22 protein-coding genes, 1 other RNA gene and 1 pseudogene are annotated in these 22,324 nt (G+C 55.9%); 17 read left to right on the top strand and 7 right to left on the bottom strand.

The features are described 5' to 3' along the window. Positions 1-10: 10 nt before the first annotated feature. Positions 11-334, bottom strand: coding sequence for an RnfH family protein (locus A7976_RS02915; RefSeq protein WP_067106578.1), 324 nt, complete (start codon positions 332-334; stop codon positions 11-13). Next, positions 331-768, bottom strand: a complete 438-nt coding sequence (locus tag A7976_RS02910) for a type II toxin-antitoxin system RatA family toxin (RefSeq protein ID WP_067106575.1) — start codon at positions 766-768, stop codon at positions 331-333. Before A7976_RS02910 ends, A7976_RS02915 begins: the two co-directional genes overlap by 4 nt. Positions 769-821: 53 nt before the next feature. Between A7976_RS02910 and smpB the strand changes: the two genes are divergently transcribed. The 17 genes and pseudogenes from smpB (at position 822) to A7976_RS15130 (ending at position 15,929) form a co-directional block, all read left to right on the top strand. Continuing rightward, positions 822-1,271 carry an SsrA-binding protein SmpB gene (gene smpB / locus A7976_RS02905; protein WP_067106573.1) on the top strand — a complete coding sequence of 150 codons (450 nt, stop codon included), beginning with the start codon at positions 822-824 and terminating at the stop codon, positions 1,269-1,271. Between the two features lie 63 nt (positions 1,272-1,334). After that, positions 1,335-1,697, top strand: a transfer-messenger RNA (tmRNA) gene (gene ssrA / locus A7976_RS02900). A gap of 166 nt (positions 1,698-1,863) precedes the next feature. Then, positions 1,864-3,078 (top strand): integrase arm-type DNA-binding domain-containing protein, encoded by a 1,215-nt coding sequence (locus A7976_RS02895; protein ID WP_067106557.1) that lies wholly within the window; start codon positions 1,864-1,866, stop codon positions 3,076-3,078. Positions 3,079-3,630: 552 nt separating this feature from the next. Next, positions 3,631-3,909: a type II toxin-antitoxin system RelE/ParE family toxin gene (locus A7976_RS02890; RefSeq protein ID WP_067106554.1), complete on the top strand. Its 279-nt coding sequence runs from the start codon at positions 3,631-3,633 to the stop codon at positions 3,907-3,909. A gap of 13 nt (positions 3,910-3,922) precedes the next feature. Then, positions 3,923-4,228 carry a HigA family addiction module antitoxin gene (locus tag A7976_RS02885; protein WP_067106551.1) on the top strand — a complete coding sequence of 102 codons (306 nt, stop codon included), beginning with the start codon at positions 3,923-3,925 and terminating at the stop codon, positions 4,226-4,228. Continuing rightward, positions 4,119-4,487 carry a DUF4224 domain-containing protein gene (locus tag A7976_RS15465; protein WP_371440598.1) on the top strand — a complete coding sequence of 123 codons (369 nt, stop codon included), beginning with the start codon at positions 4,119-4,121 and terminating at the stop codon, positions 4,485-4,487. The genes A7976_RS02885 and A7976_RS15465 overlap by 110 nt, the downstream gene beginning before the upstream one ends. 224 nt (positions 4,488-4,711) lie before the next feature. Further along, positions 4,712-5,065: pseudogene (locus tag A7976_RS15325) on the top strand (JAB domain-containing protein); the annotation flags it as partial. Between the two features lie 184 nt (positions 5,066-5,249). Further along, positions 5,250-5,948: a hypothetical protein gene (locus tag A7976_RS02870; protein ID WP_067106549.1), complete on the top strand. Its 699-nt coding sequence runs from the start codon at positions 5,250-5,252 to the stop codon at positions 5,946-5,948. 113 nt (positions 5,949-6,061) lie between these two features. Beyond that, complete coding sequence (locus A7976_RS14690; RefSeq protein WP_082877944.1) at positions 6,062-6,265, top strand: AlpA family transcriptional regulator; 204 nt, start codon at positions 6,062-6,064, stop codon at positions 6,263-6,265. A gap of 12 nt (positions 6,266-6,277) precedes the next feature. Continuing rightward, positions 6,278-6,595 (top strand): helix-turn-helix domain-containing protein, encoded by a 318-nt coding sequence (locus A7976_RS02865; RefSeq protein WP_067106546.1) that lies wholly within the window; start codon positions 6,278-6,280, stop codon positions 6,593-6,595. Positions 6,596-6,802: 207 nt separating this feature from the next. Beyond that, a complete protein-coding gene (locus tag A7976_RS02860) occupies positions 6,803-9,748 on the top strand; it encodes a DUF927 domain-containing protein (RefSeq protein ID WP_067107361.1) in 2,946 nt (981 codons plus the stop codon). A 97-nt stretch (positions 9,749-9,845) separates the two neighbouring features. Beyond that, positions 9,846-10,274: a hypothetical protein gene (locus A7976_RS02855; protein ID WP_067106543.1), complete on the top strand. Its 429-nt coding sequence runs from the start codon at positions 9,846-9,848 to the stop codon at positions 10,272-10,274. An 87-nt stretch (positions 10,275-10,361) separates the two neighbouring features. Further along, the gene (locus A7976_RS02850) at positions 10,362-12,569 is read left to right on the top strand and encodes a hypothetical protein (protein WP_067106541.1); all 2,208 of its coding nucleotides are present in this window, start codon (positions 10,362-10,364) and stop codon (positions 12,567-12,569) included. A gap of 2 nt (positions 12,570-12,571) precedes the next feature. Next, positions 12,572-13,303: a hypothetical protein gene (locus A7976_RS02845; RefSeq protein ID WP_131800988.1), complete on the top strand. Its 732-nt coding sequence runs from the start codon at positions 12,572-12,574 to the stop codon at positions 13,301-13,303. Between the two features lie 125 nt (positions 13,304-13,428). Then, complete coding sequence (locus A7976_RS02840) at positions 13,429-13,932, top strand: hypothetical protein (protein ID WP_067106535.1); 504 nt, start codon at positions 13,429-13,431, stop codon at positions 13,930-13,932. A gap of 442 nt (positions 13,933-14,374) precedes the next feature. After that, positions 14,375-14,821 (top strand): transposase, encoded by a 447-nt coding sequence (locus A7976_RS02835; protein WP_067106532.1) that lies wholly within the window; start codon positions 14,375-14,377, stop codon positions 14,819-14,821. Positions 14,822-15,767: 946 nt separating this feature from the next. Next, a complete protein-coding gene (locus A7976_RS15130; RefSeq protein ID WP_165601712.1) occupies positions 15,768-15,929 on the top strand; it encodes a hypothetical protein in 162 nt (53 codons plus the stop codon). A 133-nt stretch (positions 15,930-16,062) separates the two neighbouring features. On the opposite strand, the gene A7976_RS02830 is transcribed toward A7976_RS15130, so the two are convergent. From A7976_RS02830 to lplT, 5 genes are read right to left on the bottom strand one after another with little or no spacing between them, the layout of a single operon-like run. Further along, entirely contained in the window at positions 16,063-16,971 is a 909-nt protein-coding gene (locus tag A7976_RS02830) for a hypothetical protein (protein WP_067106528.1), read from the bottom strand. A gap of 32 nt (positions 16,972-17,003) precedes the next feature. Beyond that, complete coding sequence (locus A7976_RS02825; RefSeq protein WP_067106526.1) at positions 17,004-18,497, bottom strand: phosphatidylserine/phosphatidylglycerophosphate/cardiolipin synthase family protein; 1,494 nt, start codon at positions 18,495-18,497, stop codon at positions 17,004-17,006. Next, positions 18,494-20,374: a StlD/DarB family beta-ketosynthase gene (locus A7976_RS02820; protein WP_067106524.1), complete on the bottom strand. Its 1,881-nt coding sequence runs from the start codon at positions 20,372-20,374 to the stop codon at positions 18,494-18,496. Before A7976_RS02820 ends, A7976_RS02825 begins: the two co-directional genes overlap by 4 nt. Beyond that, entirely contained in the window at positions 20,319-21,098 is a 780-nt protein-coding gene (locus A7976_RS02815) for a sterol desaturase family protein (RefSeq protein WP_067106521.1), read from the bottom strand. The genes A7976_RS02820 and A7976_RS02815 overlap by 56 nt, the downstream gene beginning before the upstream one ends. A 42-nt stretch (positions 21,099-21,140) precedes the next feature. After that, a complete protein-coding gene (gene lplT, locus A7976_RS02810) occupies positions 21,141-22,322 on the bottom strand; it encodes a lysophospholipid transporter LplT (protein WP_082877943.1) in 1,182 nt (393 codons plus the stop codon). Positions 22,323-22,324: the final 2 nt, after the last annotated feature.

Genomic DNA, 22,324 nt, shown 5'->3' with positions numbered 1-22,324 from the left:
GTCCGGTTGATTACTCGGCGGAAGGGGCGTCCCCTCCGCCTTTTTTCATGACCTTGCCTTCCGCCGCACGTTGGCGACGGACCTCCTTCGGATCTGCGATCAACGGACGGTAAATCTCGACGCGATCACGCTCACGCAGCACGGTATCTCCCTTGACCAGTTTGCCGAAAATGCCCAGTTTGTTCTGGGTGAGATCGATCTCGGGGAATTTTACGGTGATCCCGCTATGTTGGACGGCCTGTTCCGCCGTCGTGCCTTCCGGCACCATCAACTCCAGTATCAGTTGCTGCTCTGGCAGTGCGTAAGCGACTTCGACAAGAATTTCGGTATTCATTTGGATGTGTAAATGATTTCTGCACGTTCTACAAAGGCATCGACAAAGGTATTGGCGATATGGCTGAACACCGGCGCGATGATCTTTTCCAGCAGGTGGCTGGAGAATTCATAGTGTAGCTTGAATTCGATCTTGCAGGCGTCCTCGGATAAGGGGATAAAGCGCCAGACGCCTTCCAGGTGGCGGAAAGGGCCGTCCACCAGCTTGATGTCCATCAAGGTTGGGAAGGTCTTGGTGTTTTCCGTAGTGAAATTCTGTTTGATGCCGTGGTAATCGATATGCAAGGTCGCCACCGTGATGGTCTCGTCGCGCTGTTTGAGATCCACGCCGCCGCACCAGGGAAGGAACTCCGGGTAGCGTTCGGGTGCGTCGACCAGTTGATACATCTGGGTGGCTGAATGTGGAACCAGTACGGATTTTTCGACTTGCGCCATGAGCAGGGAACGATTAGGTTAAAATGATGCGATTCTAAGCCATTACAAATTCCATGAGCATCGCCCAGAACAAAAAAGCCTTTCACGACTACTTCATCGAAGAAAAACATGAAGCCGGCATCGTGCTCGAAGGCTGGGAAGTCAAAGCCATCCGCGACGGCCGCGTGCAACTCAAGGAGGCCTACGTCATTATCCAGCGCGGCGAGATTTATCTCATCGGCTGCCACATCACGCCGCTCGGTGCTGCATCCACGCATATCCGCCCCGATTCGACACGTACCCGCAAGCTGTTGCTGCATAGCGAGGAAATCGCCAAACTCATCGGCAAGGTCGAGCGCGCCGGTTATACCCTGGTGCCGCTCGATATGCATTACACCGGTAGCCGGGTAAAAGTCGAGATCGGCCTGGCCAAGGGCAAGAAGCAATACGACAAGCGCGAGGCCGAAAAGGAGCGTGACTGGGAGCGCGAAAAAGGCAGGATTATGCGGGCGGCCAATAAATAGCGCGTATAATTGTGATTGCTGTGGAACTTATCTGACCGTCTTCCGGTCTTTAACAGCGAATCTGGGGGTGACCCGGTTTCGACGTGGGTTACAAAGCAGTGCAGGGCATACCGAGGACCAGTCACCTCGTAAAACAACTGGAAAAAGTATAGTCGCAAACGACGAAACTTACGCTCTAGCCGCTTAATCCCGGCTGGACGCTGCACCGAAGGGCCTCTCGGTCGGGCAGGGCAACCTGCAGCAGCGTCATTAAGAGAGGATCGTGCTGTATCGGGTTACTTGATACATCATTAAATCCAAGGTAACTCGCCTTGCCTCAGCCTGCCGGTTGGCGGTTGCAAGGTCAAATCAAACAACCAGGCTAAGTATGTAGAACTGTCTGTAGAGGGCTTGCGGACGGGGGTTCAATTCCCCCCACCTCCACCAATACCTTGTTTCACCAAGTCTCAAGAAGTCCAGAAAGCCCGCGCAATGCGGGCTTTTTGTTTGGTTTGTTGTCCCATGGAGTCCAACCGCAACCTATTGCATCCGGGGGTATGTGGGGGTATAAATGCGGGGTACATCACCTGCGTACGTTTGGAGATACCCCCAAATGCCTTTGACCGATACCGCTGTTAGAAACGCCAAGCCCGAAACCAAGCCTCGCAAGCTGGCTGACGAAAAGGGCTTGTTTCTGCTGGTCCATTCCAATGGCTCGAAATATTGGCGGTTAAAGTATCGCTTTGGGGGTAGAGAGAAGCTGCTTGCGCTGGGGGTATATCCAGACGTTTCCCTAGCCGATGCCCGACAGCGCCGCGACGATGCCCGCAAACTACTGGCTAATGGTGTTGACCCCGGTGAAACGAAGAAAGCAGTGAAGGCTGCAGGTGCTGAGAAGGCTGCTAATAGTTTTGAAGTAATCGCCCGCGAGTGGTACGCAAAAAATGCGGCGAGCTGGACGGAGTCTCATGGCGCGAGAATCATTCGGCGCCTGGAGCGTGATATTTTCCCTTGGATTGGTAGTAAAGCCATCGCCGATCTTACTGCCCCTGAACTTCTCGCAACTGCCCGGCGGATTGAATCGCGTGGCGCATTGGAAACCGCACACCGGGCTTTGCAAAACTGCGGGCAGGTGTTGCGCTATGCCGTGGCAACGGGTAGAGCATCCAGAGACATATCAGCCGATCTGCGAGGAGCTTTGCCGCCAGCAAGGGAAACCCACCTTGCCGCCGTAACCGAACCTGCCAAGGTCGCCCCTATGCTTCGAGCGTTTGATAGTTATACCGGCTCATTCGTCACAAAGTGCGCCTTGCGACTTGCCCCATTGGTTTTCGTTCGACCAGGTGAGCTACGGCAGGCGGCGTGGTCTGATATAGATCTTGATGCCGGCGAATGGCGCTACACCGTGACCAAAACGCAAACCCCGCACCTTGTACCCCTATCCCGGCAGGCTGTCGAAATTTTACGCGAACTTCACGCCCTGACAGGTTCGGGCCGGTATGTGTTTCCTGGGGCGCGCACCAATGGCAGACCCATGAGCGATAACGCCATTCTGGCTGCCATGCGCAGGATGAATATCGGAAAGGATGAAATGTCCGGTCATGGCTTCCGAGCAATGGCTCGCACCATCCTGGATGAGGTGTTGGGAGTGAGGCCTGATTTTATCGAGCACCAACTGGCCCATGCAGTACGCGATCCAAATGGGCGCGCCTATAACCGGACCGCTCACCTTGATGAACGCCGGAAAATGATGCAGCTATGGGCTGATTACCTGGACAAGCTCAAGGCCGGGGCGGAAGTGGTGACTCTCAAAACGCAGGCCGCCTGAAAGTGAGCATAGCTCTTCAACTTAACCCCCTTAGGGCGGCCTTGAAACTGGAGAGCAAACAGGGTCGCGATTACCCGCAAGGGCAAGACTCCAGAAGGACCCGCGCCGGTTATTTTTTAAGGTGGTGCACCACGTTCACTGCCTTTTTCAGACTGATGTAAATGGCTCGGTTTGCACTCAGTCCATTCAAAAAACAGTCGGGACAGGTCGGGACAGTCGGGACAGCCCGCCGTTATTGGCTTGCAGCCGTCCCGACTTTTTCGGGACGATTCGGGACAGTCGGGACAACTTGTTTCAAGCCGTCCTATGCCGTCCAATTGCAAAACCGGAAACCGCTGCAAAACTATCGCATGTCGCAGTGCAAGGATTGGCGGGGCTTTGCGGGTGATTGACGGCTGTTGTTGCGGCATCCGATACCGCTGCAAGCCGCATTCTGCCGTGCATGGGCTTTGCAAAATGCCGCGCGCGTTTTATTTCTGCCGCAACCTTCCCGGCTTGCTGGGGATGAATGAAATTATTGAATAGTGATACGCAACGCTATACAATTGAGCCGTGATAAAAACATTCCAGCATAAGGGGCTGCAAGCCTTTTTCGAGACCGGCAGCAAAGCGGGAATACAGCCGCATCATGCTCCAAGGCTCGCCAGGCAATTAAGGCGCCTGGATGAGGCGGCCAATCCGTCGGATATGAATATCCCGGGCTGGAAGCTGCACCCATTGGGCGGTGATCTGGTCGGGAATTACGCCGTATGGGTGAATGGCAATTGGCGATTGACCTTCACTTTTGACGGCGTCGATGCCGTGCTGGTGGATTATCAGGACTACCACTGAAAGGAGTTTGAATATGAGCAGAATGCATAATCCGCCGCACCCCGGCGAGACTTTGCGGGAAGATGTGTTGCCCGCCCTGGGGCTGACGGTTACCGATGCGGCTGCGCAACTGGGCGTAACCCGTGCGGCGCTTTCTCGCGTACTGAATGGCCGTGCAGCCGTATCGCCGGAAATGGCGCTGCGCCTGGAGAAGTGGCTGGGGGTGGAGAATGGCGGGCGGGCGGATGTATGGCTTGCGGAGCAGGCCTCTTATGACCTGTGGCAGGCCCGCAAGACCTTCAAGCCCAAGGTGCAGCGTGCACCAACTATGGCAGCATAAATTGGACCGTCGCGAAATGTTCCTGACGGAGGAAGAAGTTGGCATCTTGACCGGGATCAAGCGGGGGCGTAACGGCAAATCCGGCTACCAGTTGCAAGCAGAGCAACTCCGGCGTATGGGTTTGCCATTTTTTGTTAATGCGTGCAGCCGGCCAATTGTGACAAGGGTAGCGGTAGAAGGGGGCCGAATTGCTCCCGTAAAAGAAGCAAAAGGGTGGGAGCCGAACGTTTTGCGAAAGGAAGCTACGGCGAAGGGTTAAGGACCGTCCCTCATGCGGTTCATGGGGAAAGCGGAGCGGGCAGGTGTTTAGACCACTAACCCGCTCCTAACCACAACGCAACACTGAAAAGGAGTATTGCATCAATGGCTACTTTGCATTCTAGCACCCCCATCAAAACCCGCGAGGATAGGGCGATCTATCGTGCCCTCTCCATTCTTAAAACCCGATTGCGCGAACCGGACGGAGAAGCCTTCGCCAGCACGTCTTCCGTGCGGGATTACCTGCGCTTGCTGTTGGCGGATGAAGAAAGGGAGGTGTTCGCCGTGCTTTATCTGGATGCTCAAAACAGGCTGATAGAAGCGGAAACCCCGTTCCACGGCACCCTTACCCAAACCAGCGTATATCCGCGTGAAGTGGTAAAGCGTGCTTTGCACTACAATGCCGCGGCCGTGATATTTGCCCATAACCACCCAAGCGGCGTGGCCGAACCCAGCCGGGCGGATATGCTACTGACTTGCGCCCTCAAGGAGGCCTTGGCGCTGGTGGAGGTCAATGTGCTAGATCATTTCATTGTGGCCGGACACTGCACGCTGTCGTTTGTAGAGCGTGGCATTCTTGGCATGCGTGAGGTGTCGCAAGAAAAACCCGCTGCGCCGGCAAAGCGTAGAGTCCGCCAGCGCAAGGAAGCAGCATCGGCAACGGTTTGATGATTATGTTACCCCTAGCCTGTCCAGGCGAAAAGCGGAGACCTTCACCGCTTGGGGTGGCACCTTCTTGAAGGTGAGCGCTTTGAAGGGGTGCATGATGAAACAAAAGTGGTTTACGTTATCGCAAGCTGCCGAACACATGGGAGTTAGCGTTGATGTAGTAGAGCAATCCATTATTGCAGGTGATCTTAAAGCAGCAATTCTAGCCAAAGGCTGGAAGGCGCATTGGGTGCCGACTGGGCACGGGAAGGTTAGTTGCGGCCCGACGGAGATTGCCGATGATGGCTTCGATGTTTATGGCTGCGATACTGCGGATGGTATCAAGGTGCAATCAAAATGCTTTTATGCCTCTCAGCCATGGTATCTGCATCACTCTGAAGCATACGAATTGCTTACGGGGATAGTCGAGCACCTAGAGAATGTGATTCTGTTGCCTGCACGAGAAATGAAAATGCCATGGGCGGATCAATATCCAGAACTTCGAGGGCACGCATGGGCATTGAGTGGTGGCCCGAAGGTTAGCAAAGATGATTTGATTATCTTGGAGAAGGACATCAATCCAGGGCAATCACAGGAAACGGAGTCTCCTCGAAAGATTGATAACCTTCTACGGGCACTTGTCTGTATGGCTGTTGATGTTTATGGATATCAACCGGATGATGCAAGATCAACCACCCCGACAGATATTGTAAAAGCCATGGAAAAGAATAGCGTTAGCGTTACTGATAAGACCATACGCGGGTGGTTGAAAGAAGGCGTGCAACTTCTCCCCAAGGCGGGAAATGACGACTAGAGTTATCGGAAATTTCCGATAGCTATTCGGTGATTTCCGTACATCTCATTTTCAAATATTCATGATCTTCCCCAGTACCGCCTGCTATTTGGCGGGATTTGATAGGAGCGATCATGCAATCAAAAACAGTTCTCCGACTGCCTGCTGTTCTAGCAAAAACTTCTTTATCCCGATCTACGATTTACCGGCTTGAGTCTGAGGGTCGCTTCCCGAAGCGTGTGCGCCTGGGCGAAAACTCGACAGGCTGGTATGAGCATGAGCTAGACGAATATCTGGCCAATCGCCCCCGCGTTTCCGATACGCCCAAAGCGGCGTGAGGGGCTGCGATCATGACAAAAGAAAAGGCCGGGGAAGCCCCGGCCCATAGCAAAACTACGTCCAAAAACTATACCGATAAAGACTCCTTGCCGCAAGCGGTGAGAATTCATGAGTACCTCAAACATCACGGTAGGCTGACCACTCTCGAAGCCCGGCAAATGGGAATCATGCATCCGGGAATGCGGGTGTGCGAACTCAGGAAACGCGGAGTGCCTGTAGATACCGTGCGCACATACCAGGCCGATGAAACCGGCGCCGTGCATTGGGTAGCGGTTTATATCTGGCGGGGTGAAAGCTCTAGCCAGGGCGATTTGTTCGGGGGGTGCTGATATGGGAAAACTCCATACATCCCCTTATGAATTGAAGAATCATTGCGCGATGTGCGGTAAAGGATTTACCAAGGCGCGTACCCGAGTTTCCAGCGGAGTTCTGCTGTATTTGCATAACGGAATGCGCCAGCGGGAGGCTTGCTATTTTTGTGGCCGCTGCGCCGGCACTCCGCCAATTGGTGCGACTCCGAAAAGGCGGCCGGCACGATGAAAAACATTCAGCAAATCGCTGCTGCGGCGCTGGCTGACATCGAAGGCATACTTAGCCATTGGCTACCGGGTGGCAAGCGACAAGGCCATGAGTATCTTGCCCTGAACCCGACCCGATCCGATAGCAAGCCTGGTTCATTTTCCATCAACTTGAATACCGGCGCATGGGCGGACTTTGCCGGCGGTGCTCAGGATAGGGGCGGCGACCTGGTCGCGCTGGTGGCCTATATCGAGGGCAAGAAGCAAGGCGAGGCCGCCACGTTGCTGGCCGATTTCCTGGGGCTGAAAGTTGAAAAATCTGACCCTCAGGAACGCGCTGCAAACACACGAAAAGCGCTAGGCAATACCAGTGCATCCAAGACGTCTGAAAAACCCACGTGGGAAGCGCTGTGCCCCGTACCCAAGACAGCAACACAACCGCCCCAGGCACACCCAACACACGGCAAGCCTTCCATGCGCTGGGAGTACCGGGACGCGGACGGCGGGCTGCTTTGTCTGGTGTATCGATTCGAGCCGAAGACCGAGGGCGAGCGTAAGCAGTTCTGCCCGCTGACCTGGTGCAAGACTGCAGACGGCCGCCGCCGTGAATGGCGATGGCAGGGACTACCTGAACCGCGCCCGCTGTATCACCTTGACCAGTTGGCGGCACGGCCTGGCGCGATTGTGCTTGTATGCGAAGGCGAAAAGGCTACCGACGCTGCGGGTCTGCTATTCCCTAACGCTGCGGCCGTCACCATGCTAAATGGCGCGCAGGCCCCGGCTAAAACCGATTGGGCGCCGCTGGCGGGCCGCATCGTTTGGCTATGGCCTGACAATGATTCGCCTGGCCTGGAGTGCATGGTGACCGTCGCCAACCTGCTCGCAAAGGCTGGCGCGGAGCAGGTGCGGCTGTTGGATTTATCCGTTTTTTCCCGTACAGCGGGATATGACGAAGCTGGACAGCCAACCTTGAGCGCTGGCACTCCACCGCCAGAAAAGTGGGATGCGGCCGATGCGGTAAGCGATGGCTGGACCGCCGAACATATTCGGCTGCTGCAGGGCGAAGGCGGTATTTTGACAAATCCCCAAGTGGCAACTCCTCGGGCGGCCAGCGCCAGCAGTTCGCCGGTCGGTCAGCCGAGTGAGCCGGAAACTCCGCAAACGCGCTTTCATTGCAACGATGCGGGCGTGTGGTATTTCGGCAAGAACGAAAGTGGTACCGAAGCGCCGCCGCTGTGGATCTGCTCGAAGCTGGAAATCACCGCCGTAACCAGGGATGCGAAAAACGAATCATGGGGGCGGCTGCTGGAGTTCGACGATCTGGACGGAACACACCACGCCTGGGCCATGCCGATGGAGCTGCTCAAGGGCGACGGCGCGGAATATCGCGGCGTGTTGCTGTCCATGGGCCTGCAAATGTCCACCATGACCAAGGCCCGCAATCTGCTCACCCAATACATTCAGACCGCGCCGGTTGAGCAACGCGCTCGCTGTGTGGAACGCACCGGCTGGCATGGCGGCGTGTTCGTGATGCCCGAGCGCACCATCGGCGAGGCTGGCGAAAGAATCCTGTTCCAGTCCGCCAGCAGTTCGCCCAGCACCTTCAAGCAAAAAGGCAAGCTCGCAGACTGGCAGCAGCATGTTGCAACGCCATGCGCCGGCAACTCCCGGCTGGTGTTTGCAGTGTCGGCAGCTCTGGCGGCGCCCATGCTGGAAATCACCGGCCTTGAATCAGGCGGCTTTCACTACCGCGGCGACAGTTCCACCGGCAAGACAACGGCGCTGCGGGTGGCGGCTTCAGTGTGGGGCGGACTCGACTACCTGCAACGCTGGCGAGCGACCGACAACGGCTTGGAGGCATTGGCCGCCCAGCATTCCGACTGCCTGCTGGTGCTGGATGAAATAAGCCAGGTTGACCCCAAGGCGGCGGGCGAAGTGGCCTATATGTTGGCCAACGGCAGCGGCAAGGCCAGGGCCAACCGTACCGGCACCATGCGCGATACGGCGAGCTGGCGGCTGCTATTCCTTTCCAGTGGCGAGGCCGGGCTGGCCGAGCACATGGCGCAAGCCAACCGCAAGACCAAGGCCGGCATGGAAATAAGGTTGCTGGATATTCCAGCCGATGCTGGCGCCGGGCTAGGCATGTTCGAGGATCTGCACCAGTACGCGGGCGGCGCGGTGTTTTCCCGGGCGATTACGGAAGCTGTGGCGAAGTATCACGGCACGGCGGCGCTGGCCTTCCTGCAGAAACTGGTGCAACGCCCGCCGGATTGGGCGGCCAACGCGGTCAAGCGGGGGCAGCGGGAATTCAAGACGGAGCATGTTCCAGACGGAGCAGGCGGGCAGGTGGAGCGTGCCGCCCTGCGCTTCGCTCTGGTGGGTACTTCCGGCGAGCTGGCTACCTCATGGGAAATCACCGGCTGGCAGCCGGGCGAGGCGATGGCCGCCGCTGCGATCTGCTTCAAGGCCTGGCTTGGTCAACGCGGCAGCGCGGGCAATCTTGAGGAGGTGCAAATGCTGGCGCAGGTACGCCGCTTCTTCGAACTGCACGGGGAGGCGCGTTTCAGCGATTGGGAGCGTCCAGCCAGCGATACCAGTCAGCACCCGCCCCGCACAATCAACCGGGCCGGTTACCGCAAGCATAGCGATGCCAAGGACGAAAACGGCAACAAGATTTATCTGGATGGCCTGGACAGGGACGGCATGGAGCGTACGGCCAAGGAAACGGAATATTTCGTTTTCCCGGAAACATTCAAGGGCGAGGTGTGCCAAGGCTTCGATTATCGCGCCGTGTGCAAGCTGTTGGTGCGCCTGGGGGCACTGAGCACCGAAGGCAAAGGGTACACCCGCAAGGAAAGGCTGCCAGGCGGCGAGGGGCATATGCATGTGTTCCGCATCACGCCAAAACTGTGGAGCGATGGAGAGTTGCACGACAGTCCCCAGCCTGTCAGGGAAGCAGCCTAATGATGAAGTTCTCAGACAGGGGTTGGGAAGTTTGCCGACGGTTCCCAGCGAAAGTATGGGCCGCCGGCGGTTTAATTTTTTTAACGGAGAAACAATCATGGAACGACTGAATTTAGAGAGAGAAATAGCCGGTATTAACTACGGAGTCAGAGAGTTGACAGTTGAGGAGATCCGCCTCTGGCTGGTGCGCCTGGAGCAGGCATATACCGAGCCTAGGCCGCAACGCCCGGGCTTGGGCAGGCGGGTGGCGATCCTGCTCGGCTTTGTTAAGGAGGTCCCGGCCGGTGCGTGGGATGTTGTGAGCACGCTTCTATTCGATGACCTGACCATGCTTGACCTGTCAATCTTGACCACACTTACCCGCGAACAGATTGGGACGCTTACTCCGGCACAGTTGCGCGAGGTGTGGAAAGCCTGTCAGGAAGTGAACACCGATTTTTTCGCGTTTCGGCGGCGTCTGGAGCAAATCGGCCTGGCCAGCCGGGAGATGTCCGCCGCAATCTCGAACGTACTGTCGCCGGCTTGATCAATGCTGGCCATGCCAATGCCTGGGGTTATCCCTGGGGCGTGTTCATGGCTGCAATCAATTCGCTGAACGCTAAAGGAGCATGACATGCTTGATATGGAAACCAAACTGAAAATTGCCGCTGTAGTACTTGGGGTGAAAGATGTTACCCAACTACGCACCGATATCGAAAAAACCCAGAAGGCGACAGGAAAGCCCTTGCCTGACTTCACCTCGAAAATGCGCGATGGCGCTGCACAAACACGGGGCGTCATTTCCGAGCTTGGCCGCGAACTGGCCGCTTTCGTTACCGCTGGGGCTATCATCAATTTCGCCCGATCTTCGGTACAGGAGTTTGCCAAAGCCGAGTCGGCCTTCCGTGGGCTGGAGGCTGTGGCGAATGCATCTGGTTTCGGCATCGGCAATGCGCTGAAGGAGGCGGAGAAGCTTGCGGCTGATGGCCTGATCTCCACTGCAGAAGCCGCCAAAGGCCTACAGAATTTGCTGGCGCGTGGTTATAGCCTGGACCAGGCGGTTACAACTCTTGAGCGCTTGAAGGACAGTGCCTCATTCAACCGCGCCGCGCATCTCGGCTTGGGCGAAGCGGTTGTGTCTGCGACAGAAGGCCTCAAGAACGAAAACAGTACGCTGGTGGACAATGCCGGCGTTACGAAGAACGTGGCCAAGATGTGGGATGACTACGCGGCCAGCCTTGGTACTACGGCAAGCAACCTCACTCAGCAACAAAAGATTGAGGCCGAATATCAGGGCATCATGCAGGAAACGCAGGCCCAGCTAGGCAACTCGCAGAAGGCGCTGGCGGGGTTTCAGGGACAGACGGCTCAAGCCGAGCAGGCTTCGCTCAAGTTCAAGCAATCGCTTGGCGGTGTTCTTGCGCCGACAGTAGCTTCTCTGGCGCAGGCCGGTACTTCGTTAATTGAGAACTTTTTCAAGCCGATGGTATTTCTGGCGCAAATGGCCGGCGTTCGTCTCGGACAGATGGCAAGTGCTGTCGGGCGCGTGATCGAGGCCATATCAAATTTCACCTTTACCGGCCTGCGCGAAGGAATTGAAAGCGATGCCAAGGCTGCCGAGGAAATGCTGCAGGAGTATGCCAAGCGACTGAACAGCGGAGAGCTCGAAATCGCGAGTAGCCTGAAGGGCGGCGAGGACGCACAGAAAATCATCGACAACGCATTGAAGCGGTCCGCAGCTAACGGTGCCGAGCAAAAGAAACTCACCCAGGATCGCATCAAGGACTACGAGAAGCTGCGCGACGCTATCCGCAAGGCATGGGACGACAGCATCCAGGCAGAAAAGAATTACCTGGCCGAGGCAAAAAAGCTGCGTTCTGGGGTCAATCAATCAAGTCCGCAGTCGCTTGCCGGAGCCTCGCCGAATTCACTGGCTGGAGCCTCGCAGCAGGAAATTGCAGAGAAGGAAATCAGCCTCAGAGGTGACCTCTCTATCGAGCGGCAGCGCTTGCAGCGGATGGCGTCGGAGGGTGGTTCGGTTGATGACGTCCGCGCCAAAGCCGAGGCTGTGCAACAGTTGGCAGATCAATACCGCACGCTCACCGATGTCGTCGACAATGATGCATATAAGACCGAGATTTCGCAGCGTGCCGACGAAGCAACCAAGCAATCCAAACTCAGCCTTGCCAAAGCCCTGGAGCAGGCTGCCGGAGCGGAGCAGCAACGCCAACAGGACCAGGTAAAGGCACTCTCCGACGTAGAAAGCGTGCTTACAGGCCTGGAGGCGCCGCGCACCGTGAACGTGGCGACCGATCAGGCCGAGCAGGCGCTGGCCGAGGTCAAGGCGGCAATGGATGCGATCCAAGACAAAACGGTTACTGTTACCGTTAAAAAGGTGGATTCAGCCAACGCTGCCAACTTCACAGGTGTATACGACAGCAAGGGTAATGCGGTCTATCTTGATCCGAACTCGGGTGGTGCGACAGGCAGATACGCCGCCGGTGGTCTGATCCGCGGTCCCGGCACTGGCACCTCGGACAGCATCTTGGCACGCCTCTCCAATCAGGAGTACGTTATCCGGGCTAAATCAGTGCGCAAGTACGGCCTTGGATTCCTCGACGCCATCAACAACATGCGTCTGCCCAGCTTCGCAAATGGCGGCATTGTTTCCCGGATGAGCGTCCCCAGCCTGACGGCTGCTCGCCCAGGAGCGCCACTGCAGCCGATCAATATTACCTTCCCCAATAACATGGGTACTTATCCATTCAAGGCGGATCGAGACGTCGCAAAACAGGTTATGAATGTGCTCGCCGTTGAAGCGCTTCGATGTGGGCGGCGTTAGCCATGATCAGGATCACGCATAACCTGGATAAGTTGGTGAAGCACTTGAATGCTATAGAAAAGCAGATCCCATTCGCGGCGGCGAAAACGCTGACCGTAATCGGTAAGCAGGCAAAGAGCCAATTGGGATCTGATATTCGGGATGTATTCGAGCGCCCTACTCCGTACATCGCCAACAGCCCATTTTCTACTGTGGCTACGAAGGCCAAGCCCGAAACTATCGTCGGCATTCGCGACCAGGCAAGCCGTGGCGCTTCGCCAGCGCAGTACATCAAGGAACATTTTGGTGGTGGCATACGGGGCAGCAAACCATTTGAAATGCTACTCGGCGGAATGGGGGTGCTGCCGGCTGGCTGGAAGGCGGTTCCAGCCGCGGGACTCAAGCTCGATGCATTTGGCAACCCCAGCCGCGCCCAGCTCAAAGAAATACTTGGCGCGCTCCGCACTGGCCTGCGCGTTGCATCTGGGCGCGGCAAGCGCCAGTCACTGCAGGGGTATTTTGTGGTCCTCCCCGGCAAGACACATAGGCTGAGCGCCCATCTCTCTCCCGGCATATGGCGGAGGATTGAGCGTAGCGGAAGGTCGGTAATCATCCCTGTGTTCATATTCGTCTCGAATGCTAACTACCGCGATTCGATCAACTTGCGAAAGATCGCCGCGAACGTGATCGAGCGTGACTTCAATGCCGTGTTCGCTAGGGAGATGGTTAATGCCTTGGGGACAGCGAAAGGGTAATAAAAATGGCAGAACGTATCTTATTCGATACGGCAACGGGCTGGCGGCCGGGTCAAGGGTGGCGCTAGCAATATCCCTTGCGATACGCCGCGACTTTAAAACTACAGAACAGGAGTAAACAAATCATGTACCTGACCTACGTGCAAGAGACCATCGAAAGAGCCATGAACTCAGATGACTTTGTCGGACCGATGGAGGATTTCCTCAAGAATATTGCGACCCATCCTGAGCGCAAGCTGATGCATGAATATGCCCTGAGCACCATGGCTGACATCGTTGAAATCGCGAAGCGAGTGGGGGTGGAGTTCACCGGCGATCCTCGCATTAACGAGAGTCCTGCGGCAAGGTTTGTCCGGCTTACCGATGTAAATTCCGACAAAAACTTTGCGTCAGAATTTGACGCGTTAATGCGGGCGATGGATGGACTAAGCCAACTTGGCTGCAGCATTAAGTACGATCATGCAGGTGCACCTATCCCTACCCAAGTTGAGGACCTATCAATGCCAGCAACCCGAGAGGAGCGCGCGCAGCAGGACGCTAAGGCTGTGTCACTGCATTGCCGCGTAGCGGACGTTACCGTTGAACGAGATGCGGAAACACTGGAGGCTGTCGCTACCATCCGGGCTTAGACAGAGGCCCCTTAGGCAGATTGTAGTGTATGCCCCTCATGTCTCATGCAGTCCCATGCGCTCAAAGTTATGCATCGGTTTTCTTTACGGCAATCGGACGGCATAGGACGGCTTGAAACAAGTTGTCCCGACTGTCCCGAATCGTCCCGAAAAAGTCGGGACGGCTGCAAGCCAATAGCGGCGGACTGTCCCGACTGTCCCGACCTGTCCCGACTGTTTTTTGAATGGACTGATCCCAAGGCGCAGCCAATCGCGCCGGTTGGGTAGGGCGGGCAGGAATTAAATCTGCGCTTTTTTTGGCATTTCACTATGTCAAACCAGGTGAACCGGCGGGTCCTCCCGGGGTGTTTCCCCTTGAGGGTAGTCGCGGCCCCACGTCATGGCTAGGTAGTGGATCTATAGCATAGTGAAATGAGTATTTCAGTTTGTCGAAAGGGGAGTTATGCAGCGGTTTATTGAAAACGCAAAGACCAGGTTGGCACCTGAGCCAGTCCTGCGGATTGCAGAACTGGTCGACTGGCAATCGGTAGAAAACACCATGCATGCTGAATACTGGCGTGATTTTTTTAGAAAGGGTGGACGCGTGCCTTACGATCACCGCGCTATGTTTCGTGCGCTGCTGCTCTCCAGGTGGCATGGACTGTCATATCCAAAGCTGGAGCGTGCTTTGCGGGTGCGGCTGGACTTTTTGATTTTCTGCGGTTTTGACGCTGGCGGAAAATTACCCGATGCCTGTACGCTGAACAGGTTCCAGGTGAGGTTGTCTGCCGACGGTATGTTTGATGAGATGGTGGCCGAGGTGGAAAGGCAATTGCATGACAACGGTTTGGAGTTACGTGCAACCCTCGGGGCGCTGTCCGATCTGAAGTTGGTGAAAATGCATAGTTAGGAGTAGGGCGGCAGAAATTGAGGGGCAGCGCCCAGCTGCTGGGGGTATTTATGGGGGTATATTAAAAAACTAGAATTCTTAAATCCATGTAAATACTAGCTTGCAAGGATTTATTCGGTAGTCCCCACCTCTAAAATGTAGTCCAATAAAGGCCGGAAACTCCAGTAACAACGGGGCTTCTGGCCTTTTTCATGTCATATTCAAATATGTGTAGTGCGTTTTGACTGAGCGCCAAGAATTTCCATTTCCATTGACGGGCGTGCGTTGGTAACTCATGAATTTCCTCATGACTAATTCATGTTCATCTGGAGCATGGTCGTCGAACCCCAGAAAAGAGGGATGTCCAATTGTGTAGACGTTCTTTCTATGAGGGGCTTTAAAATGAAATACCATCAGAAAAACGATGACACCAGATTCGTCATAAGTCTGGCACTCGTGACCATCCTTGCTATTCTCATAGTGGCGGTAGGTTAGATAGCTTGCAGCCATGCTGAATAAGAGTTGATTAAGCTCAGCGGAAGTTAGCTAAGTACGGGAGGGCATCGCGGCGCTGGTCCGACACTCCATCCACATTTTCAATGTACTTGTCTCGTCCAAAACCCGTTTCAATCCAGCGGGTTTTGCGTCTGTTGTTCATGACCTTTTGCCATTGCTAAAATGCTACGGCAATTATTGTCTCCAATTTGAGACAAACATTTCTACAAAATATCAACAAGATACAAACAAACACGAACGCACTGTCTCTTATTGGGGACATCTGCTTTCCGATGGCACCGTAGGATAAATCTCATCCGTTTGTTTTTATTATATTTTTTATTCTGGCACGTCTTCTGCTACATCGCTGCCCATACCAAGAAAACCGGTGCTTAACCGACGGCCGTTCTCATTGGCGAAGGTTTACGTTCGCTATAACTCAAAGGTTACATAATCTTAAGGAGATCCCTATATGTCCGGTTCTAATGATGTTGTTTCCGAATATGAAATTGATGATGTTTCACAAAATGATATGAGTGATGATCAAAAGGAAGATGCTGATACGGTCATCTGTACAGTTACAGTACAAAGCTCATCCAATTGGTGGAACCGATCGCTCACCATCCCTGGCTGAAATCTAATCGTTCCCTGAAGTTTTAAAAGCCCGCGCAATGCGGGCTTTCTATAGGATAGCGTTTCCTATCAAAGGTGAGGTTATGCTTGTTCGAGCAAGGGTTCTTTAATTGAATATCTGACTAATCAATCGCTTAGACTTTCTTCCGTTTCTCTTCAACCAGCAACGCATGCAGCATCTCAGACGACAATCCATGCAGAACCAGTCTGTAACCAGCCGACCATGTGGCTGGAACGACCATCGGATGTTTGTTGTTGATCAGTATCAGACCTTCGGATCTTTTCAGCACTTTTGCCGTGTACAAACCGATGGTTTCGTCCAGCTGCAAGGAGTGCACAGATCGCCAGAAATCGCTGTCTGTCAGGAACAACTGATAGACAGGGGTGAAAATATCGATGCAGGTCTGGAGGTCGATCTTGTTGAACCAGCCATTATTCTGCGGCGCAATCGGGAAATGGCCGTCGTCGGAAATCATCGAGAAATCCAGTTCGGTATTGGGCGCGATATCGGCGATGCCTTGTTCTCGTAGCTTGAGATTGAGCCGAGTAATGAAGTTGAAGAGGTTGAGGTCATGCTTGATGAACAGGTCGTCCACCAGATCCGGCAGGTCTTGCGGTTTCAACGGATTCATTTCAACTCCGCCGCCCTTGATGTTGGCATTGAGGAAGGCCAGGTTTTCCGAGCCTATCCAGAAGTGACGAAGGATCAGCCAGTTGGCTTCCGGTGTGGCGAATACCGATAATGCCCATGCCAGCAGGCGGTGCAGCAGGCGCGATGAGGTGAGGCTGTTCGGAATGATGGTCTTGATGAGTTGCAGCAATACGATGGTCAGCCTTGCCAAGGGGCGCACGAACGGCAGGAGAAATTGCCGCGAGGCTGTGTTGGAATCTCGCAGCCAGGCTTGCTTGACGTCGGGATGGATAGGCACCGAGCGGTCGAGCCACAGGGTCTGCCATGGGTTGGGGTCTTGCGGATCATGCGCAGCCTCAAGAAAAGCACATGGGCGGGGGAGGCTGACTTTTCTGGGGTCGATGTTTTCCATGATGAAAGGCCGGTTCCTTTTGAAGGGCGATGTCATAACAACGGTTTGATCGGCATTATCTGCCAGAACCGCACTTTGCTTCGTTTGGCCAAGGAAACGTGTTGGTCTGGGTCCGCAGCCGCATTCCAGCTATTGGCGGGGAGCATGTCGGTCTCGATGGCCGATGCGACGGCGTGAGCCAAAGCCTCATTTTCGACGATGACGCCGACTTCGGTATTCAGGTTTTCCGAGCGCGGATCAAAGTTGAAGGTGCCGATGAAAACGGTTCTCGAATCCACCACCATGGTTTTGGCATGGATGGCGAATATCGGCGGTTTTTCCTTTCTTAGCAGGGAGCCTTCCGTCAGCTTGCTGCGTATCGCGGGGTCGGGTTTGTATTCGTGTATTTCCAGGCCCATGTTGAGCAATCGGTCGCGCTGGTTGCGATAGCCGCTGAACGCCTGGATGTTGTCCGTGGAGGCCAGCGAGTTGGTATTGATGCGGACGCGTACCCCGCGGTCGATGGCTTGTTGGAAAAGCCTGATGGCGCCGTCGGACATCACCAGATAGGGTGACTGGATGACGATGTCCTGACGAGCATTCTGTACCAGTTGCGCCAGGGCCGAGGTGGTTTGCCCGCCGCCGCCCAACTTCAGCCGATTATTGTTCTTGCCTGGGAGGTCGCTGATGAATCTCGCCTCGCCCCAGGCGAATTGCCGGGCCAGCCGCTCGAAAGTGGTGGGAGTGGTTTCGATGGCGGCGTGGATCTCCGGCGCAAAATTTTCCTTCGAGTTCGCATAATCGTGCAGCTCGCGATAAATCATTTTGATTTCGGCGTCATCGACATTCACATGCTGCTGCATTAACCCGATGCCGTCGTATAACTCCTCAACAGGCGCGCTCAAGCGGTTGCCCCAGAAATTCTCGAAACTGGCGCGCATGTTCTTGACTACGTTACCCAGCAGCAGTGCATCGCGATCACGGAAGTTGTAACGATGGTTGTAGTCGAAATATTCGGCGGCCATGTTGCGACCGCCGGTGATGGCGATCTTGCCGTCGACGATGAATGTCTTGTCATGCATGCGCTGATTCACGCCGCGAAAATCGGTGGCGACGTTTAACAGGCGCTTGTGGAATGGCGTGCCTACGGAATGCTGGGGGTTATAGATGCGAATATCGATCTTCGGGTGTTTGGCGAGCGCGAGCAGGGTTTTGTCAGGCGCGTCGATCAGCAGGTCGTCCACGATAACGCGCACCTGAACGCCGCGATCCGCCGCGCGCAGCAGCGCTTCCGAAGCCAGGATGCCGATGTTGTCGGTGCTCCAGATGAAATACTGCACTTCGATCGAGTGTTGGGCGTGATCGGCCAGCCAGGCCCGGGCAATCAGCGCTTCGGTGCCGGTTTCCAAGGCATAAACTCCGCTCTTCCCGGGGTGGGCGTTGATCTGGGCTTCCACGAAATCCATAGGCGTATCCGGCGCGGTATGCGCAGCCAGCGAATGCCATGAACACAGAAGCAGTATCAGGCTGACAAAAAAACGCTTCATGGGATATGGCTCCGGGTATTCGGCATGGCGAATCTCCATTGTTGCAGGTAAAGCGCCGCGACGGTTTCAGCGACCTTTACAATTTCGGCGATGGCCGACGGCTCGATCTCGGCCACCATTTTTACCGCGTTGAGCCAGCGCAGCATATGAGCTTGGTCGTTCTCGCCGTGGTATTCGATGAATTTCAACACGGAAGACGATACGCCCAAATGCTCTTTCAGTTTCGGCAGCAGGGTGGGCACGATGCGCTGTCCCGAGCCTTCTATGATATAGATGCCGCCCAACAGGCCGACCGGGTCGGGGCGTGAGGCATAAGCGTGCATGAAGGCATTGAGCGCTTCGCCGCCGGGATTGCGCCCCAGTCTTTCTGCCGGAAGTGTTCCGCCGGCATTAAGGTAATCTTGATATAGCACCTGCCAATCCAGCTGTTCCTCACTCGCATGGGTATGCACCAGCGTTGCCAATTCCCTGAATTGCGGAGTCATGCTGGAAACCGCGCGACGCATCCACAGACTGCCTTCGCGTACCTGCGGAATCCAGCATTCCATCCAGGCGAGATAGTCTTCCATTGTGACGGAGCCGGCCATGATGGCGCGGACAAGGTCCGTACGAAATATCTGGGAGCGGTATTCGTGCCATACCGACATCAGCCCTTGCAGCATGTCGGCGATCTGGCCGGATTCGCCTTCGTCCGTGATGGGCGGGGCGGGCAGATTCTCCGGTTCTGGCAGGATCGTCGGACTGGCAACGGCAGGTAAGTCGGAGGCATCGACCACTTCCAGCAGGAAGTACGCTACCGAGAAACGTCCGGATTCCGGCACGAAGCCGAATATCTGCTCGCCGATTTTCAGGGAATGGGCCTTGGTGCAGAAAAATTCATCCAGCATGATGAAAATGGAGGCAGAGCCGGTGTTGCCTTTGCTGGACAGATTCGAGAACCATCTTTCGGCAGGAATGGCGATGCCGGCCTCTTCCATCAGTTTTGCCATCAGCGGCTTGAAGCGTTCGGAGGAATAGTGGCACAGGAACCAGGCTATGCTTGACGGATCGATATGGCCATCCTTCACCAGTTGGGCATATTCATGCAGGCCCATGTCGAACAGGTTGGGCAACATGCGGATATTTTGCCGGAGGTCGAATGCGCCGGCCTTTTCGGCTTCTGCCAGGGTTGGATAGTCCAGGTAGCCCGGCAGGGCATTGCCGATGGATTGTCCCACCTGCATGCAGGTGGGCATGTCGCCGGAAAACGATTTCTGGTGTATCCATTTGATCTTGAAGGAAAGGCCGGTTTTGGCCGGGCGATTTTCGATGGTAACGCCGCCTGCGCCATCGGAAAGCATCCAACGCAGGAAATGTGCGTCGAAATCGATGTCGGCATCGCGATTCCGGAACCGGGATGCTTTGAATAATCGCGAGGGAAACTCGCTGGCGAGGGCAATGGCGGATGCGGTCGATCCCGACTCCACCGCTTGCGCGGATGCGTTGAGCGCTCCCATGGAAGCCGCGCAGATACCGGACACCGAAAGGGTTTCCAGCGGCGGCAGGTGCAGTTCGCCCTGAATCAGGTTAGCCAGGCCAGGTGCCGCGCCGTCACCGCCGGTCGTGGCCGCGGCCAGAAAACCCGGATGACTGCTTTTGTCCAGCAGTGCTTCTGCCACTCGTGCGCCCATCGAGGCCACGGAATGGAGCGATTTCCCTTGTTCATCGATGGCGTAATGCCTCGACACGATGCCGTTTTCCGCCAGTATCCGGTTCTTGATCCTGCCCGACATTTTGTTGATCGAGCCGATAAACCGGTCCATGCCATCGTTATCGACCGGATCACCCGGCAGAAACGCGGCTGTATGGGTGATATACACGCGACTGAATGGAGTCATGAATTATCCTTTTTTCGTGTTGTGGGCGCGACGAAGTACCAAGCCATCGGTCGAGACGGCCGAAAAAGAAACCGTAATTGCCGTGATAGCGCGAATGGTGCGTCTGATGATGCCGGATGAAGCCGAGCAGGGAGTGCTCGTCCGCTCTGGGGAACAAGTCGCAGTTGGAGTGCGACAAGGTATTGATAAAGATAGACCACACCGGCAGGAATAACAGCGCCTCCACCGAAAACGCATGGACCAGCATGGCGAGGGGCATCACGCTTCCCAGCAGCAGGGCTTCCGTCGCGCTCATGCTGTATGAAGCGAAGGGCGTGGCTGCGATGGATCGATGGTGCGCCACATGCGATTTTTTCAGCTTTTCGTGCAGCAGCCGGTGCATCGCATAAAAATGCAGGTCGTTCCAGAGTACCAGCACAAGACATTCCGCGATGATTCTGACAATGCCTGCCTCGCCATCGACGGTGGTCAGGCCGATCTGGATCATGCTCCACGGCACCAATATGCCGGTACCAAACAGCACGATAGAGCGCAACGAGTTAAGCACTTCCGTGCATACCTGCCTATCATCGACTGCCCTGGTTTCCAATGGGCGTCCGACAAGCCTGGCCAATGTCCAGGCCAGGCCGGCAAACGTACAGTAGATCAGCAGGAAATAACCCGTAGTCCACGCCAGCAGCGGCAGCGGGTTGGCGGATGTCAGCAGTGACGTGACGAATGCCATCACAAATCCTTATGTAATCCGACTCGCATGTAGGCGCCTGTTTTATTTCCTTTTGAGTCTATAGATTGCCAAGGCGCCGATGGCCGCCAGCACCACACCGCCAAAAATGCTGGCGGACTGCACCACCGGCATGCCGCCTTTGTCCATTGTGGTATACAGCCCCACCAGCCCCAGCATTGTGAGGTTCTCAACGAAATTCTGCACCGCGACGGCGTGGCCGGCGCCGACGGTTTCATGCCCGCGCTCCTGCAGCAGCGCGTTGAGCGGCACCACGTAAAAGCCGCCGCAAGCACCCAGCAGGACGAGCAGTACGATGGCGGCGTACAGGCTGGTGACATGCGCGAAGGCAATAATGATCATCCCCAGCAGTATTCCCGCCGGCAAGGCCCGATTGACGTTCCCCAGGCGTACGAAACTCGCGGCGCCGGCTGCACCGAACGCGATGCCGATGGCCACGGCTCCGCTCATGTTGGCCGGCATGCTGAGATCGACAATGCCGAGCGCCACCGGCACCCAGGCGACCAGCAGCAGGCGCAACGTGGAACCCGCACCCCAGAACACGCTGGTGCCGAGCAGCGAGAAGCGTGCGTCGCGGTTGCGGAACAGGATGCGCACCGCCTTCCAGAAGTCGCGTATCAGGATAGTCGGGGAAAAATGTTTCAGTGGATGCGCAGCCGGAAGGCGCGGGATCAGCAGGTTGGCGCCGGCTGCCAGCAGGTAGCACGCGCATATCACGGCCAGTGCCGTTGTGACCGAGGTATCCGCAAGCTTGCCGCCCAGCACGGCGCCCAGCAGGATGGCGACGATGGTGGAACCTTCGATCATGCCGTTGGCCTTGACCAGTTTGTCCTGGCTGACCAGTTCGGAAAGTATTCCGTACTTGGCCGGAGAATAGGCCGCCGCGCCGAGCCCGACCAGGTTGTAGGCGATCAGCGGGTGCAGTCCCAGCAGCATTGCGCCGGCGCCAACGAATTTCATCGCATTCGCAGCCAGCATGACGCGCCCCTTGGAAAACGAATCCGCAACCGGCCCGACGAAAGGCGCCATCGCGATGAATGCGATGACGAATGCCGCTTGCAGTAGCGGGGTTTGCCAACTGGGCGCGGCGTGCACATGCAACATGGCGATGGCCGCGAACAGCAGCGCATTGTCCGCCAGCGCGGAAAGGAATTGCGCGATCAGTACGGCGATCATGCCGCGCGAGAGAAGATTGTTATTGGTCATTG

It is taken from the genome of Methylobacillus sp. MM3, from assembly GCF_001645185.1.
Classification (GTDB): Bacteria; Pseudomonadota; Gammaproteobacteria; order Burkholderiales; family Methylophilaceae; genus MM2.
Note: the sequence above shows the minus strand (reverse complement) of the source record. Positions and strands in the feature narration are given on the sequence as shown.